This window comes from Streptomyces asoensis (assembly GCF_016860545.1).
Lineage (GTDB): Bacteria > Actinomycetota > Actinomycetes > Streptomycetales > Streptomycetaceae > Streptomyces > Streptomyces asoensis.
Map to the genome: position 1 here is coordinate 165,460 of NZ_BNEB01000002.1, position 14,512 is coordinate 179,971.

The 14,512-nt window shown below is 71.6% G+C and carries 13 protein-coding genes; 8 read left to right on the top strand and 5 right to left on the bottom strand.

Annotated elements, in window-relative coordinates:
* Positions 1 to 87 precede the first annotated feature (87 nt).
* The 5 genes from Saso_RS03870 to Saso_RS03890 all read left to right on the top strand — a co-directional run bounded on the left by Saso_RS03870 (position 88) and on the right by Saso_RS03890 (position 5,838).
* Positions 88 to 1,383: a pectate lyase family protein gene (locus Saso_RS03870; RefSeq protein ID WP_189927878.1), complete on the top strand. Its 1,296-nt coding sequence runs from the start codon at positions 88 to 90 to the stop codon at positions 1,381 to 1,383.
* A gap of 99 nt (positions 1,384 to 1,482) precedes the next feature.
* Positions 1,483 to 2,619, top strand: a complete 1,137-nt coding sequence (locus Saso_RS03875) for a pectinesterase family protein (protein ID WP_189927877.1) — start codon at positions 1,483 to 1,485, stop codon at positions 2,617 to 2,619.
* Between the two features lie 4 nt (positions 2,620 to 2,623).
* Positions 2,624 to 3,652, top strand: coding sequence for a pectinesterase family protein (locus Saso_RS03880; RefSeq protein WP_189927937.1), 1,029 nt, complete (start codon positions 2,624 to 2,626; stop codon positions 3,650 to 3,652).
* A gap of 140 nt (positions 3,653 to 3,792) precedes the next feature.
* Positions 3,793 to 4,905 carry a right-handed parallel beta-helix repeat-containing protein gene (locus tag Saso_RS03885; protein ID WP_189927876.1) on the top strand — a complete coding sequence of 371 codons (1,113 nt, stop codon included), beginning with the start codon at positions 3,793 to 3,795 and terminating at the stop codon, positions 4,903 to 4,905.
* A gap of 135 nt (positions 4,906 to 5,040) precedes the next feature.
* Positions 5,041 to 5,838, top strand: coding sequence for an HAD family acid phosphatase (locus Saso_RS03890; protein WP_189927875.1), 798 nt, complete (start codon positions 5,041 to 5,043; stop codon positions 5,836 to 5,838).
* 63 nt (positions 5,839 to 5,901) lie between these two features.
* Here Saso_RS03890 and Saso_RS03895 read toward each other — a convergent pair whose 3' ends face one another.
* Entirely contained in the window at positions 5,902 to 6,777 is an 876-nt protein-coding gene (locus Saso_RS03895; RefSeq protein ID WP_189927874.1) for a hypothetical protein, read from the bottom strand.
* Positions 6,774 to 7,343, bottom strand: coding sequence for a SigE family RNA polymerase sigma factor (locus tag Saso_RS03900; RefSeq protein WP_189927873.1), 570 nt, complete (start codon positions 7,341 to 7,343; stop codon positions 6,774 to 6,776). Before Saso_RS03900 ends, Saso_RS03895 begins: the two co-directional genes overlap by 4 nt.
* 269 nt (positions 7,344 to 7,612) lie before the next feature.
* Between Saso_RS03900 and Saso_RS03905 the strand changes: the two genes are divergently transcribed.
* Complete coding sequence (locus tag Saso_RS03905; protein WP_189927872.1) at positions 7,613 to 9,064, top strand: NCS2 family permease; 1,452 nt, start codon at positions 7,613 to 7,615, stop codon at positions 9,062 to 9,064.
* Positions 9,065 to 9,113: 49 nt separating this feature from the next.
* On the opposite strand, the gene Saso_RS03910 is transcribed toward Saso_RS03905, so the two are convergent.
* The 3 genes from Saso_RS03910 to Saso_RS03920 form a co-directional block, all read right to left on the bottom strand.
* The gene (locus tag Saso_RS03910; RefSeq protein WP_189927871.1) at positions 9,114 to 10,568 is read right to left on the bottom strand and encodes a penicillin-binding transpeptidase domain-containing protein; all 1,455 of its coding nucleotides are present in this window, start codon (positions 10,566 to 10,568) and stop codon (positions 9,114 to 9,116) included.
* A gap of 107 nt (positions 10,569 to 10,675) precedes the next feature.
* Positions 10,676 to 11,146 (bottom strand): GNAT family N-acetyltransferase, encoded by a 471-nt coding sequence (locus tag Saso_RS03915; protein ID WP_189927870.1) that lies wholly within the window; start codon positions 11,144 to 11,146, stop codon positions 10,676 to 10,678.
* Positions 11,147 to 11,149: 3 nt separating this feature from the next.
* A complete protein-coding gene (locus tag Saso_RS03920; RefSeq protein WP_189927869.1) occupies positions 11,150 to 11,923 on the bottom strand; it encodes an IclR family transcriptional regulator in 774 nt (257 codons plus the stop codon).
* A 140-nt stretch (positions 11,924 to 12,063) separates the two neighbouring features.
* On the opposite strand from Saso_RS03920, the gene Saso_RS03925 reads away from it, so the two are divergent.
* Positions 12,064 to 13,593 (top strand): aldehyde dehydrogenase (NADP(+)), encoded by a 1,530-nt coding sequence (locus tag Saso_RS03925; RefSeq protein WP_189927868.1) that lies wholly within the window; start codon positions 12,064 to 12,066, stop codon positions 13,591 to 13,593.
* Positions 13,594 to 13,842: 249 nt separating this feature from the next.
* A complete protein-coding gene (locus Saso_RS03930) occupies positions 13,843 to 14,451 on the top strand; it encodes a DUF1349 domain-containing protein (protein WP_189927867.1) in 609 nt (202 codons plus the stop codon).
* The last annotated feature ends 61 nt before the right edge of the window (positions 14,452 to 14,512 follow it).

Consider the following 14,512-nt stretch of genomic DNA (forward strand, 5'->3'; position numbering starts at 1 on the left):
GCCCGCCCCGGGCAGGCGCACCCGCACCGCCGTTCGCGACAAGAGGAGAACCGCACAGTGCGTACACAGATATGTCATGGACGCGTCATGGCTGCCCTGGTGGGGTGCACCGCCCTGGTGCTCACCGCCACCGCGACGGCCTCCGCCCGTCCCGCGTCCGGCCCCGCCCCCCGCGACCTCGGCCGGCAGGTCCTGGGCGCGAACGACGGCTGGGCCTCCTACGGAACCGGGACCACGGGCGGCGCGGCCGCCGACGCCGACCACGTGTACACCGTCACCACCTGGGCCGGCTTCAAGGCGGCCCTCGCCGCCGGCGGCAGCGCACCGAAGATCATCAAGGTGAAGGGCGTCATCGACGCGGTCGCCGAGGGATGCGACTCCTTCGCCGCCCCCGGATACGACCTCGACGCCTATCTCGCCAAGTACGCGCCCGGAACCTGGGGCCTGGACACCGACCTGAGCGCCGAGCCCGACGACAGCCCGGAGGGACTGCGGCGCGCCTCCGCCGCCGCCCAGGACCAGGCCATCAAGGCGAACGTCCCCGCCAACACCACCATTGTCGGCATCGGGAAGAACGCCGGGTTCAAGGGCGTCAGCCTCCAGATCAAGGCCGTCGACAACGTCATCGTCCGCAACCTGGCCTTCGAGTCGCCCATCGACTGCTTCCCGCAGTGGGACCCCACCGACGGCGCGAACGGCAACTGGAACTCCGAGTACGACACGGCCGTCGTCTACGGCTCGACCCATGTCTGGCTGGACCACAACACCTTCACCGACGGCTCGCACCCGGACAGCGCCGCGCCGACCTATTTCGGGATGCTGTACCAGCAGCACGACGGCGAGCTGGACATCGTGCGGGGCGCCGACTACGTCACCGCCTCCTGGAACGTCTTCACCGAACACGACAAGACGATCCTCATCGGCAACAGCGACAGCGAGTCCACGGCGGCCGGCGACCGGGGGCACCTGAAGGTGACCTTCCACCACAACCTGTTCTCCAAGCTGGTCGAGCGGGCCCCCCGGGTGCGCTTCGGACAGGTCGACTCCTACAACAACCACTTCGTCGGCGACGACTCCTACTCCTACAGCTTCGGCGTCGGCAAGGAGTCCCAGCTCGTCGCCCAGCACAACGCGTTCACGCTGCCCGAGGGGGTCAGCGCGGCCAAGGTCCTGAAGCGGTGGAACGTGTCGCCGGTGACCGCCGACGACAACTACGTCAACGGCAGGCTCACCGACCTGATCGCCGTGCACAACGCGGAGATCCCGGCCGAGGTCCTCCAGCCCGGCGCGGGCTGGACCCCGACCCTGCGCACCAAGGTCGACCCGGCGCGGGCGGTCCCGCGGATCGTCGACTGCGGCGCGGGCGCCGGACGCCTGGGCTGACCCCCGGACACCGGCCGGGGCGGTGGCACCCGCCGCGGCCCCGGCCCGTGTCACCACCCCGGCCCCCTCCGCGGAGCCGCACCGCCAAGGAGCACCCGCATGCCCTCCTCCCCACCGCACCGACGCCCCCTCTCCCGAAGGGGACTGCTCGCCGCCGGCGCCGGCACGGCCGCCGCACTCGCCCTCGCCTGCGCCCCCGCGCGGGCGGCCGGCTCCGGGCGGCGGCCGTTCGGCCGCTTCGGGTCCCCCGCCGCCCGCCGCACCGACCGCACCCTGTACGTCGACCCGCTCGGCCGGGGCGACTTCACCGGCGTCCGGGACGCCGTCGCCGCCACCACGGGCAGCGGCTGGACCCTGGTCCTCGCCCCCGGCACCTACCGGGAGACGGTCGTGCTCGACGCCACCCGCACCGACGCCACCTGGATCGGCGCCTCCGAGGACCCCCGTGACGTCGTGATCGTCTACGACAACGCGGCCGGCACCCCCAAGCCCGGAGGCGGCACCTACGGCACCACCGGGTCGGCCACCACCACCCTCCAGGCCGACGGCTTCACCGCCCGCTGGATCACCTTCGCCAACGACTGGCTGCGCGCCGACCACCCCGGGACCACCGGCACCCAGGCCGTCGCCGTCAAGGTGCAGGGCGACCGGTCCGCCTTCCATCACTGCCGTTTCCTCGGCCACCAGGACACCCTGTACGCCGACTCGATCGCCCTGACCGCCTTCGCCCGCCAGTACTACGCGCACTGCTACGCCGAGGGAGACGTCGACTTCGTCTTCGGCCGGGCCACGGCCGTCCACGAACACTGCCACTTCCGCACCCTGGACCGCACCGACCTGGCCGCCGCGCCCTACGGCTTCGTCTTCGCCCCCTCGACGGCGGGCGCCAACCCGCTCGGCCACCTCGTCACCCGGAGCCGGATCAGCAGCGGGGCGCCGGACGCCTTCTACAAACTCGCCCGTCCCTGGGTCCCCAGCTCCGACACCACCGCCCGCCCGAGCCTCGTCGTCCGGGACACCCGGCTGGACGCCGGGATCGACGCGGTCGCGCCCTACACCGACATGTCGGCCTCCTTCCCGTGGCAGGACCAGCGGTTCGCCGAGTACCGCAACAGCGGACCGGGAGCCCGGATCACCGTCCCCGCCAACCGCCCCCAGCTCACCGCCGAACAGGCCCGCTCGGCCACCCGCGAGGCCTACCTGGGCGACTGGCAACCCTGGAAGGGGGAGTGCTGACATGCTGCGCCGGCGCACACTCCTCGCGGGGCTCACCGGCCTCGCGTCGGCCGTCACGTCCCCCGCTCACGCCCGCTCCCACGCCACCCTGCACGTCCGCCCCGGCGACTCCCTCCAGGCCGCCGTGGACGCCGTCGACGGCCCCGGCCGGACCGTCGTCGTGCACCCGGGCACGTACCGGGAGGCCGTCGTCGTGCCCCCGGACAAGGCGGAGCTGACGATCCGCGGCGCCTGCCGCGACCCGCGCGCCGCCGTCCTCGTCCTCGACCGCGCGAACGGCACGCCGAAGCCCGACGGGTCCGGCACCTACGGCACCGCCGGCTCGGCGACCTTCACCTCGGCCGCCCCCGGCCTCACCGTCCGCGACCTCACCCTCGCCAACGACTGGCTGCGCGCCGACCACCCCGACATCACCGGGACCCAGGCCGTGGCGGCCTACGTCACCGGCGACCGCACCCATTTCGAGAACGTCCGCCTCCTGGCGCACCAGGACACCCTCTTCGCCGACACCACCGCGCTGGACGCCTTCGACCGGCAGTACTTCCACCGCTGCTACATCGAGGGCGACGTCGACTTCGTCTTCGGCCGCGGCCGGAGCGTCTTCGACGCCTGCCACTTCCACACGCTCCGGCGCGACGTGGACTTCACCCCCAAGGGCATGGTGTTCGCCCCCGCCACCGCCCGGGCCGACCCCTACGGATTCCTCGCGCTGCGCGGCCGGATCACCTCCGGCGCCGAGGACGGGGCCTACAAGATCGCCCGGCCGTGGGTGCCGTCGTACGAGACGACCGCCTGGCCCTCGCTCGTCGTCCGGGACACCTGGATCGGCCCCGGTATCGACGCGGCCGGCCCGTACACCAACATGCGCGACGCCTACCCCTGGCAGACCATGCGGTTCCGCGAATACCGCAACACCGGTCCGGGAGCGGTCGTCACCGTGCCGGAGAACCGGCCGCAGCTCACCGCCGAGGAGGCCGCGACGCACACCCGCCAGACCTACCTCGGTGACTGGAGGCCGTATGGACGCCCGTGAACCGGCCTCGCGACGAGGGGCCTTCACGCGAGTCCTCACCCGGCTCGACACCGTCCCCTGAACCGTTCCCCCTCCCCGAAGGGCGCCCGTCCCCCTGAACGGCGCCCGTCTCCCCGCACGACGGAAAGGACCCGCACTCCATGTCTCGTCGTATCGCTCCCGCGGCCGTCGCCGCCCTCGCCCTGGGCGCCGGACTCGCCTCCCTGCCCACCCCGGCACAGGCCGCCACCGTGGTGGTCGCCAACTCCACCGACCTGTCCAACGCCATCAAGAACGCCACGGCCGGCACCGTCATCCAGGTCCGCGGCGGCACCTACTACCCGACGGCCACCCTCCAGTCCACGGCCAACGGCACCTCCTCCTCGCCCGTCACCCTCACGGCGTACGGCTCGGAGACGGTGAAGATCGACGGCTCGTCGCTGCCCGACGGCGACTGGATCTTCAAGCTGACCGCCGACTACTGGAACGTCTCCAACCTCACCTTCCAGAACTCACCGGACAGCGCGGTCGTCTGCCAGTCCTGCACCGGCACCAACTGGAACAACATCAAGACCATCAACGGCGGCGACTCCGGCTTCACCCTCACCGGCGACGCGACCGTCAACAACACCGTGCGCAACATCGACAGTTACGGCAACTACGACGCCGCGGGCCACGGTGAGAACGCCGACGGCGTCGCCGTGAAGTTCGGCTCGGGCACCGGCAACCTCATCACCGGCGCCCGCCTCTACAACAACTCCGACGACGGCATCGACTTCTGGTCCTTCTCCTCGCCCGTCACCGTCGAGCACACCTGGTCCTTCGGCAACGGGGTCAACCGCTGGTCCGACTCGGCCTTCGCGGGCGACGGCAACGGCTACAAGCTGGGCGGCGACGGCGAGGTCGTCGCCCATGTCGTGAACAACTCGGCCGCCTGGGGCAACGCGGGCAACGGGTTCACCGAGAACTCCAACACCGGTGCCCTGGTCCTCAACCGCACCACCGCCTACGCCAACAGCAAGTGGGGCTACTACTTCGCCACCAGCGCCGCCAGGCTGGGCAAGAACCTGGCCGTCGGCAACGGCGGCGGCTCGGTCAGCAAGGGCTCGAAGGTCACCTCGGCCGGCAACAACTGGGACTCCGGGATCGCCACGCCCGCCTTCCGCTCGACGGACGCGAGCTCCACGTACAACGCCCGCTCGTCGAGCGGCACGCTGCCCGCGACCACCTTCCTGACCACCGGGTCGACGACCATCGGAGCGACCATGGACTGATGGCCCGTCAGGCCGCCCGGGGCGGGCGAACACCCCGCCCGCCCGGGCGCTTGGCAAGGTTTTTGCCCGTCGAACGGGTCTCGATCGGGCAACGGGTCTCGCGCTCACCGGTGTGACGCGCGTAGAAAACGTGTCATGCATAAGCCACTGCGTATCGCGGCCGTCGCCGCTGCCTGCGCCGTCGCCGGCGCCGCCCTGTACGGCGCCGGCGCGGCGACGGCCGGCCAGTCCACGGCCAACTCCACCCACGAGCCCTACAACATCGGGCTCCTGGTGAAGGACATCGACACCTACTACGGCACCACGCCGGACGCCGGCGGCGTGTACCAGGCGTCGCCCACGAGCCCGTACGCCAAGGACCTTGCGAGCATCGACAAGGCCGCCCGGAAGTACATCGACAAGGCCGCCCGCAAGGCGGTCAGGAAGGGCGAGAAGCCCGCGGTCGTCTTCGACATCGACGACACGCTGCTGCTCAGCCTCGACTACGAGAAGCGGTACAACTACACGTACAACTCCGCCAGCTGGGCGGCCTACGTGAACAAGGCCGACCGTCCGGCGGTGTTCGGCACCCCCGAACTGGTGCGGTACGCCCAGGCGCACGGTGTCGAGGTCTTCTACAACTCGGGCCTCGCCGAGGCGCAGCGCTCCGCGGCCGTGGAGAACCTGAAGAAGGTCGGCGCCGACGTCGACCTCGACGCCGACCACATGTTCCTCAAGAACGCGGCCGCCCCGCCGGCCTACCTCGGCGCCTGCGCCACCCCGGGGGCCTGGACCTGCACGACCGTCCAGTACAAGTCCGGCACCCGCAAGCACATCGAGCAGGACCTCGGGTACGAGATCATCGCCAACTTCGGCGACCAGTACTCCGACCTCGACGGCGGCTTTGCCGACCGGACGTACAAGCTGCCGAACCCCACCTACTTCGTGGGCTGAACCGGCGTACGCGAGGGCGCGGGCCGGCGGGGGTCGCCCCCGCCGGCCCGCGCCCTGTGTCGCTCAGGAGTCGTCGTCCTTGTCGTGGGCGGCGAAGTCGCCCCCGACGGCACCCCGCTGTCCCTTCGCGCCACCGGTGGCGGCGTAGGTGTCGTCCTTGGCGTCACGGCCGCCGCGGTCGTGGTCGTACTGCCCGGCGAACACCCACTCGCCCTCGGGGACCGTACGCCCCGCCCTGAGCACCCAGGTGTAGACCAGGAAGCCGTCCCGCTCGGCGACCGAGAAGGTGAAGTCGTCCTCGGGCAGTGAGCGCCAGGCCCCCGCCGACGAGACGCCGCCGGTCTGCGCCACCTTCAGCTGCACCGTCAGCTCCGTGAGCACCGCGGACGTCTTCAGCGTCACGTTGCTCTGCGCCCAGAAGTCGTTGCTGTGCGGGTCGACCGAACCGTCCGACCACAGCGGGCCGTCCTCCTCGTCGCCCGTCACGGGCAGCAGGGCGGCCGCGGACGCGGAGGGCTGCGCCGCGGGGCTCCGCGGCGGGGAGGTGCTCGGCTCCACGGGCTCCTTCGAGCCGTCGCCGGAACCCGGCGTGGCCTTCGGGGAGGCCGGCGGGCGGCTCGTCGCGTCCGGTGACCGCACCGGCGGCGAGGAGACGGAGACCGTCTGCTGCGCGGGGGTGTCGTCCTTCACCGCGGACGCCACCGCGTAACCGCCGGCCGCGAGCATGCCGGCGACCGCGGCCGTGGCCCCCACGATCCGGGCCCAGCCCCACAGCACCGGGCGGCTCGCCCGGTGCGCGGACCGCTCCGGTACCCGGACCTCGCCCGCCATACCGCGCTCGACGCGGGCCAGGATGCGCGCCCGGTCGGGTTCGTGCGCCTCGGCCGCCTCGTGCAGCCGGGCGCGCAGATCGTCGTGCACGTCCCGCCGCATCGTCATCGGTCCCTTCCTGAGGCCGAGGCCTCACCGGTGCGCACCATGGCGGGCATCTTGAGCGGAGCCCCCTTGGCGCCGAGCAGTTTCTGAAGCTCGGCCATCCCCTTCGAGGTCTGGCTCTTCACGGTACCCACCGAGACCCCCAGGGCGAGCGCGGTGTCCTTCTCCGAGAGGTCGAAGGCGTGCCGCAGCACCACACAGGCCCGTTTGCGGAACGGAAGTCTACGCAGCGCCGACTGGACGTCCACCGCGCCCGCGATGTCGGGGTTCTCCGTCTTCTCCTCGCGCTGCGACCAGAACAGCGCGACCCTGCGGCGCTCCCGGACGGCGCTGCGGATGCGCGTGCGGGCGAGGTTGGCGACGACGCCGCGGGCGTACGCCACCGGATGGTCGGCCGCGCGGACCCGGTCCCAGCGGTTCCACAGGGCGAGCAGCGCGTCGGCGGCGAGATCGTCGGCGGCGTCGGCCTCACCCGTCAGCAGGTGCGCGAGACGGGCGAGTTCGGCGTAGTGGCGGTCGAAGAAGGCGTGGAATTCCACCGAGGCGGCGTCGTCGACGACTGTGCCCACGGGTGACCTCTTCTCGGAAACGACTGCTGTGCCTGTGTGTGTCATGTGAATGACATGGGGATGCCCCGAGGAGGTGGTCGAGGCGAGATCGGGAAGCGTAGCAGTGCGCGACCGCCCCGATCGGTACGGGGGTTCGAACATCATGTGGCGGGCCGAACGTCTGCGGAGTCCGATTCCGTAACACGGCGAAAACCCGAAGACGGTTCAACGCGGCCACAATCCAGCCAGCATCCGCACCCGGATCGTTCAGCCACCAGGGAGCACCAGCCATGTCCGAGACGAAGACGGCGGCCGACCGGCCGAGCGCCGAGCCACCCGCGACGAGCAGCGTCGACCGGTTCTTCAAGATCTCCGAGCGGGGATCCACCTTCGGCCGGGAGATACGCGGCGGCTTCGCCACGTTCTTCACCATGGCCTACATCCTTGTCCTGAATCCCATCATCCTGGGCAGCGCCGAGGACAAGTACGGGCACCACCTCGACACCGTCCAGCTCACCACCGCCACCGCCCTGGTGGCCGCCGTGATGACGATCGTGATGGGCGTCGGCGGCAACCTGCCCCTCGCGCTCGCCGCGGGCCTCGGCCTCAACGCGGTCGTCGCATTCCAGATCGCCCCGCTGATGAGCTGGGACGACGCGATGGGCCTCGTCGTCCTCGAAGGCCTGCTCATCTGCGTCCTGGTGGTGACCGGTCTGCGCGAGGCCGTCATGCACGCCATCCCGCAGCCGCTGAAGCAGGCGATCAGTGTCGGCATCGGCCTGTTCATCGCCTTCATCGGCTTCGTCGACGCCGGCTTCGTCAGCCGGGTCCCCGACATCGCCCACACGACCGTCCCCGTGCAGCTCGGCGGCACGGGGACGCTCGCCGGCTGGCCGGTGCTCGTCTTCTGCCTCGGCGTGCTGCTGACGGTCGGACTGCTGGCCCGCAAGGTCAAGGGCGCGATCCTGATCAGCATCGTCGCGATGACCGTCCTCGCGATCCTCATCGACTCGCTCGCGGACATCAAGTCCTGGGGGCTGACCACACCGTCCTGGCCCGACAAGGTCGTCGGCACCCCCGACTTCGGGCTGATCGGCCACTTCAGCCTGTTCGGCGCGTTCGGCGCGACCGGCGTCGTCACCGTCGTCCTGCTGGTCTTCACCCTGGTCCTGTCCGACTTCTTCGACACCATGGGCACCGTCGTGGGCATCAGCGCGGAGGCCGGACTGCTGGACGACAAGGGCGATGTGCCGCACCTCGGCCGGGTGCTGCTCATCGACGGCGCGGCGGCGGTCGCGGGCGGCGCCGCCTCGGCGTCCTCCGCGACCTCCTACATCGAGTCCGCCGCGGGCGTCGGCGAAGGGGCGCGCACCGGATTCTCCAACCTGGTCACCGGCGGCCTGTTCGCGCTCGCCCTGTTCCTGACCCCGCTGCTCACCATCGTTCCGCTCCAGGCGGCCGCCCCCGCCCTGGTGGCCGTCGGCTTCCTGATGATGACCCAGGTCAAGCACATCGACTGGGACCGGTACGAGATCGCCGTCCCGGCGTTCCTCACCATCGCCGTGATGCCGTTCACCTACTCGATCACCAACGGGATCGGCGCGGGCTTCGTCGCCTACGTCGTCATCAAGACGGTGCTCGGCAAGGCGAAGGACGTGCACTGGCTGCTGTGGGGGGCTTCGGCGCTGTTCGTCGTGTACTTCGCCATCGACCCGATCGAGCAGGTGCTCGGCGTGCGGTGACGGCACGGCACGAGGGCGGGACCGCGGCCGGCGCGGTCCCGCCCCGCGCTCACTTCAGTGCCGCCCGCATCATCGCCCGGGCCACCGGAGCGGCCAGCCCGTTGCCGCTGACCTCGGAGCGCGCCGCGTCGGACTGCTCCACGACGACCGCCACGGCGACCTCCTCGCCGGAGGAGTCGGACTTCCCGTACGAGGTGAACCAGGCGTACGGCGCCTTGCTGTTGTTCTCGCCGTTCTGCGCCGTGCCCGTCTTGCCGCCCACGGTGACGCCGTCGATGAGCGCGTTCGTGCCGGTGCCCTTCTCGACGACGGTCCGCATCGCCGACTGCAACTGCTCGGCGGTGGAGGAGCTGACGACCCGCGTGCTCGACGCGTCGTCGTCGTAGTCCTTCAGCACGTCACCGCCGCCGTCGGTGATCTGCGAGACCATGTGCGGCGAGACGAGCTCGCCGCCGCCTGCGATGGCGGCCGACACCATGGCCATCTGGAGCGGCGTCGCCGTCACGTCGAACTGGCCGATGCCGGTCAGGGCCGTCGACGAGGCGTCCATGCCGGAGGGGTAGACGCTCGGGTACGCCCGTACCGGCACGTCCTGGCTGTTGTCGTCGAAGCCGAACCGGTCGGCCATCGCCTTCAGCTTGTCCTGTCCGAGCTGGACGGCCATGTGCGCGAACACGTTGTTGCACGAGTACTGCAACGCGACCCGGATCGAGGCGTTCTCGCAGGGCGCGGACGGGTTCTCGTTGCTCAGGTCCGTGCGCGTGCCCGGCAGCCGGTAGGGGTCCTGGCTGTCGGTCTTCTCGTCCACCGACGTGTACAGCTTGTCCTCCAGCGCGGCCGCGGCCACCACCAGCTTGAACGTCGAGCCCGGCGCCAGCGGCTGGCGCAGCGCCCGGTTGGTGAGCGGCTTGGCGGGGTCCGCGTTCAGCTCCTTCCAGGCCGTCCCGGCGGTGTTGGCGTCGGTCAGCGTCGACGGGTCGTACGACGGGGTCGACACCACCGCCAGGATCCGGCCGGTCTTCGGGTCGATCGCGACCGCCGCGCCCTTCTTGTCGCCGAGCGCGTCGTACGCGGCCTTCTGCACGGCCGGGTCGATCGTGGTGATCACGTTGCCCGGGTCGGCCCGCTTTCCGGTGACCGTGTCCAGCGCGGTCTTCAACCGGATGTCCGTGCCGTTGAGGAGGTCCGCGTAGATGCCCTCCAGCTGCGTCGGGGCGTAGCTCTGGGAGGCGTAGCCCGTCACCGCCGCGTACAGCTCGCCGTCCGTGTAGGTGCGCTTGTATCTGAGGTCGCCGCCGGTGGTGACGGCCGAACCGGTGACCGCCTTTCCGCCCACGATGATGTTCCCGAGCGGCTCCGCGTACGTGGAGATCGCGTTGCGCCGGTTGCTCTTGTCGTCCGCGAGCGCCCGGCCCTCGTAGAACTGCACCCAGGTCGCCCGCAGCAGCAGGGCGAACACGAGCAGCAGCGCGAAGACCGAGGCGCGCCTGATCGTCTTGTTCATGGCGACCGGAAAGACGAACGAGGCGGCGGGGTTCGTTCCCGTCCGCCCGTTTTCTCATCGTCCGTTCATCTGCCGGCCCGGCCGGCGGGCCGTCCGCCCGGGGCCGCTCAGGGCTCCAGGCGCAGCACGATCTCCTCGATCTCCGCGCCGCGCGCGTGCGCGTATCCGGTGGCCCGGGCGGTGGACCGGAAGCCGCACTTCTCCAGGACCCGCAGGGAGGCGGCGTTGTCGGCCGCCGCCCGGGCGAACAGCGGCCGCTCCGCGACCTCGGCCACCAGCCCCCGCAACGCCCCCGTGGCGATGCCCCGGCCCCAGTAGGCCCGGTCCACCCAGTACGTCACCTCGCGCTCGCCCGGCTCCCCGTACACCGCCGCGCTGCCGACGACGTCCCCGTCGGCCAGGATCGTGCGCGGCACGGCGGAGGAGGCGCGGATCCGGGCCCAGTGGGCGTCGAAGGCGTCCCGGTCGGCCGGGTCCTTCGCGGTGAACGCGGCCATCCGCAGGGACTCGGGGTCGTTCATCTGCCGGAAGAACACGGGCAGATCGCTGTCGTGGACCTGGCGCAGGGTGATCAGCATGCCTCAGAGCCTACGGGTGGCCAGGGTGAGCCGGTCGCGTGCGTCGAACAGCGCGTCCTTGACCAGCTGCTCGTGCGCGGGGGTGAGCCGGGCCACCGGCACCGAGCAGCTGATCGCGTCGCGGGCCGGGGTGCGGTAGGGGATCGCGACCCCGAAGCAGCGCAGGCCCAGCGTGTTCTCCTCGCGGTCCACGGAGAAGCCCTGCTCACGGATCTGGTGCAGCTCCTCGATGAGCTTCTCGCGGTCCGTGATCGTGTGCTCGGTCAGCGCGGACAGCGTCTCCGGCAGCAGCTTGCGGACCTGCTCGTCGGTGTACGTGCTCAGCAGCGCCTTGCCCAGGGAGGTGGAGTGGGCGGGGAGGCGGCGTCCGACGCGCGTGAAGGGGCGCAGGTAGTGCTGCGACTGGCGGGTGGCGAGGTACACCACGTTCGTGCCGTCGAGCCGGGCGAGGTGGATGGTCTCGGTGGTGTCGTCCGACAGGCGGTCCAGGGTCGGCCGGGCGGCCGCGACCACCTCGTCGCCGTCGATGTACGACGTGCCGACGAGCAGCGCCCGCACCCCGATCCCGTACCGCGTGCCCGTCGCGTCGGTCTCCACCCACCCCAGCTCCACCAGGGTGCGCAGCAGCATGTAGAGACTCGACTTGGGGTATCCCACCGCCTCCTGGACGGACGCGAGGGAGTGCATTCCGGGGCGGCCGGCGAAGTATTCCAGCAGCTCAACCGTCCGCACCGCGGACTTGACCTGCGCTCCGCCCCCCGTCTCGACAGCCGACATCGCCCTTGACCCCTTCGTTCGACGGGAAATACGCTCCGACAGCATATTCATCATCAGAGACAGCGTTCAGTATATCGAACGACCCTGGTGAATGAGCCAGTACCAAACGTGGTCAAGAACCAAGCGTGGAGGGACCCGCGGTGGCAGCAGCACCAGTCTGGAGTGTCGACCCCCGAACCGGGAAGCAGCGTGAACAGGTTGCGGTGGAGGCCACGGCCCAGGAGGTCGACGCCGTCGTCCGCGCCGCCCACGAAGCGCGCGGCTTCCTCGCCGACCGCACCGTGCGCGCCGCCTTCCTGCGTTCCGCCGCCGACCGGCTCCAGGCGGCCAAGGACACGCTCGTGGAGGTGGCCGACGCCGAGACGGCGCTCGGCCCGGTCCGGCTGACCGGCGAGCTCGCCCGCACCTGCTACCAGCTGCGCGCGTTCGCCGACATCGTCGACGAGGGCGCCTTCCTCGACGTCGTCATCAGCCACCCCGACGACACCGCGACCCCGCCCATCCCCGACCTGCGCCGCTACAAGGTGCCGCTCGGGGTGGTGGCCGTGTACTCGGCGTCCAACTTCCCCTTCGCGTTCTCCGTCGCCGGCGGGGACACCGCGAGCGCGCTCGCGGCGGGCAACCCGGTCGTCGTCAAGTCCCACCCCGACCACCCGGGGCTGTCCGAGCTGGTCGCCAAGGTGGTGCGCAACGCCGCCGCCGAGCACGGCATCCCGGCGGGGGTGCTGGGTCTGGTGCACGGCTTCGAGGCCGGCGTCGAGCTGATCAAGCACCCGCTGGTCGCCGCGGCCGGTTTCACCGGCTCGATCCGGGGCGGGCGCGCGCTGTTCGACGCGGCGGCGGCCCGGCCGGTGCCGATCCCGTTCCACGGCGAGCTGGGTTCCCTGAACCCGGTCGTGGTGACCGAGGCGGCCGCCGCCGAACGGGCCGAGACCATCGGCAGCGGCCTCGCCGGGTCCATGACGCTGGGCGTCGGCCAGTTCTGCGTGAAGCCCGGGCTGGTCCTGGTGCCGTCCGGCGCGGCGGGCGACGGACTGGTCAAGTCGCTCACCGACGCGGTGAGCGACACCGACGCGGGCGTGCTGCTCGACCACCGGATGCGCGACAACTTCATCGCCGGCGTCGCCGAGCGGGCCGGGCTGCCCGACGTGGAGTCGCCGGTGACGCCCGGCGCGGGCGGCGAGCACACGGTCAGCGCGGGCTTCCTGACCGTGCCGGCCTCCCGGCTGGCCGCCGAGGGCGCGCACGACCTGCTGCTCGAGGAGTGCTTCGGCCCGGTCACCGTCGTGGCGCGCTACGACGACGAGGGCGAGGTCAAGGCGGTGCTGTCGCGTCTGCCCGGCAACCTCACCGCGACCGTCCAGCTGTCCGAGGAGGAGGCCGCGGGCGAGGGCCGGGGCGGCGAGATCCTCGCCGAACTGACCCCGCTTGCCGGGCGCGTGCTGGTGAACGGCTGGCCCACGGGTGTCGCCGTCGCGCCGGCCCAGCACCACGGGGGGCCGTACCCGGCCACCACCTCGACGTCCACCTCGGTCGGCGGGACCGCCATCGAGCGGTGGCTGCGGCCGGTCGCCTACCAGAACGCCCCCGCGGCGCTGCTGCCGGTGGAGCTGCGCGACGAGAACGAGCTGGGGCTGCCGCGGCGGTTCAACGGGCGGTTGGAGCGGTAGCGCTCCGCTGGGGTGCGGATGGGGACTTCGGGACGCCGTCCGGGGTGTGTTCGGACGGCGTCCGGGGTGCGGTGGGGGGTGCGTGCGGGTCCGTTGGGGCTCGGCGCGCAGTTCCCCGCGCCCCTGGGGGTTGGCTCGCCCGGGGTTCGAGGGGTGCCCGGGGGCCCGGCGCGCAGTTTCCCGCGACCCTGGGGGGGTGACTCGTCCGGGGTTTGTCGTGCGGCCGGGGTGGGGTGATGTGATGACGTCATGGATGTCTCGCTTCCCGAACTGCCTTTTCCCCTTCGTACCTATGGGCCCGACGGGCACTGGTCCCACGAGCACGGGGTGCTCACCGGGTGGGCCGGTGCGCGGCAGGACCGGTTCGTGCCGCCCACCGGGGACGGGGTGGACCCCGCCGCCGACGCGCCCCGGCTGCTGGGAGCGCCGGAAGGCGACTTCCAGCTCATCGCCCGCGTCACCGTCGGCTTCAACTGGGCCTTCGACGCGGGGGCGTTGTACGTCCACGTCGGCGAGCGGGCCTGGGCCAAGCTGTGCCTGGAGTACTCCCCGGACGTGGCCACCGTCTGCACGGTGGTCACCCGGGGCCACTCCGACGACGCCAACTCCTTCACCGTGGAGGGAAGTTCGGTCTGGCTCCGGCTGAGCAGGACCGGCCGCGCCTTCGCCTTCCACGCCTCCCGCGACGGCAGGCGCTGGACCTTCGTCCGGCTGTTCACGCTGGGGGAGGAGAAGGAGACCGGCGCCGCCCTGGTCGGCTTCATGACCCAGTCCCCGATGGGCGAGGGATGCGTGGTGACCTACGACCACCTCGAGTTCAGGACCGAGTGGCCGGACGACCTGCGGGACGGGAGCTGAACGCGGCCCGCCGGGCGGCGCCCGTGCCCGGAACCGGGGAGCGCGTGGCCACGTCCTCCTC

What these genes read in the sequence shown, in the direction of transcription:
- Saso_RS03870 (WP_189927878.1), top strand. Translation starts at nt 88, where the DNA reads ATGGCTGCCCTGGTGGGGTGCACCGCCCTGGTGCTCACCGCCACCGCG.
- Saso_RS03875 (WP_189927877.1), top strand. Translation starts at nt 1,483, where the DNA reads ATGCCCTCCTCCCCACCGCACCGACGCCCCCTCTCCCGAAGGGGACTG.
- Saso_RS03885 (WP_189927876.1), top strand. Translation starts at nt 3,793, where the DNA reads ATGTCTCGTCGTATCGCTCCCGCGGCCGTCGCCGCCCTCGCCCTGGGC.
- Saso_RS03890 (WP_189927875.1), top strand. Translation starts at nt 5,041, where the DNA reads ATGCATAAGCCACTGCGTATCGCGGCCGTCGCCGCTGCCTGCGCCGTC.
- Saso_RS03895 (WP_189927874.1), bottom strand. Translation starts at nt 6,777, where the DNA reads ATGACGATGCGGCGGGACGTGCACGACGATCTGCGCGCCCGGCTGCAC.
- Saso_RS03905 (WP_189927872.1), top strand. Translation starts at nt 7,613, where the DNA reads ATGTCCGAGACGAAGACGGCGGCCGACCGGCCGAGCGCCGAGCCACCC.
- Saso_RS03910 (WP_189927871.1), bottom strand. Translation starts at nt 10,568, where the DNA reads ATGAACAAGACGATCAGGCGCGCCTCGGTCTTCGCGCTGCTGCTCGTG.
- Saso_RS03915 (WP_189927870.1), bottom strand. Translation starts at nt 11,146, where the DNA reads ATGCTGATCACCCTGCGCCAGGTCCACGACAGCGATCTGCCCGTGTTC.
- Saso_RS03920 (WP_189927869.1), bottom strand. Translation starts at nt 11,923, where the DNA reads ATGTCGGCTGTCGAGACGGGGGGCGGAGCGCAGGTCAAGTCCGCGGTG.
- Saso_RS03930 (WP_189927867.1), top strand. Translation starts at nt 13,843, where the DNA reads ATGGATGTCTCGCTTCCCGAACTGCCTTTTCCCCTTCGTACCTATGGG.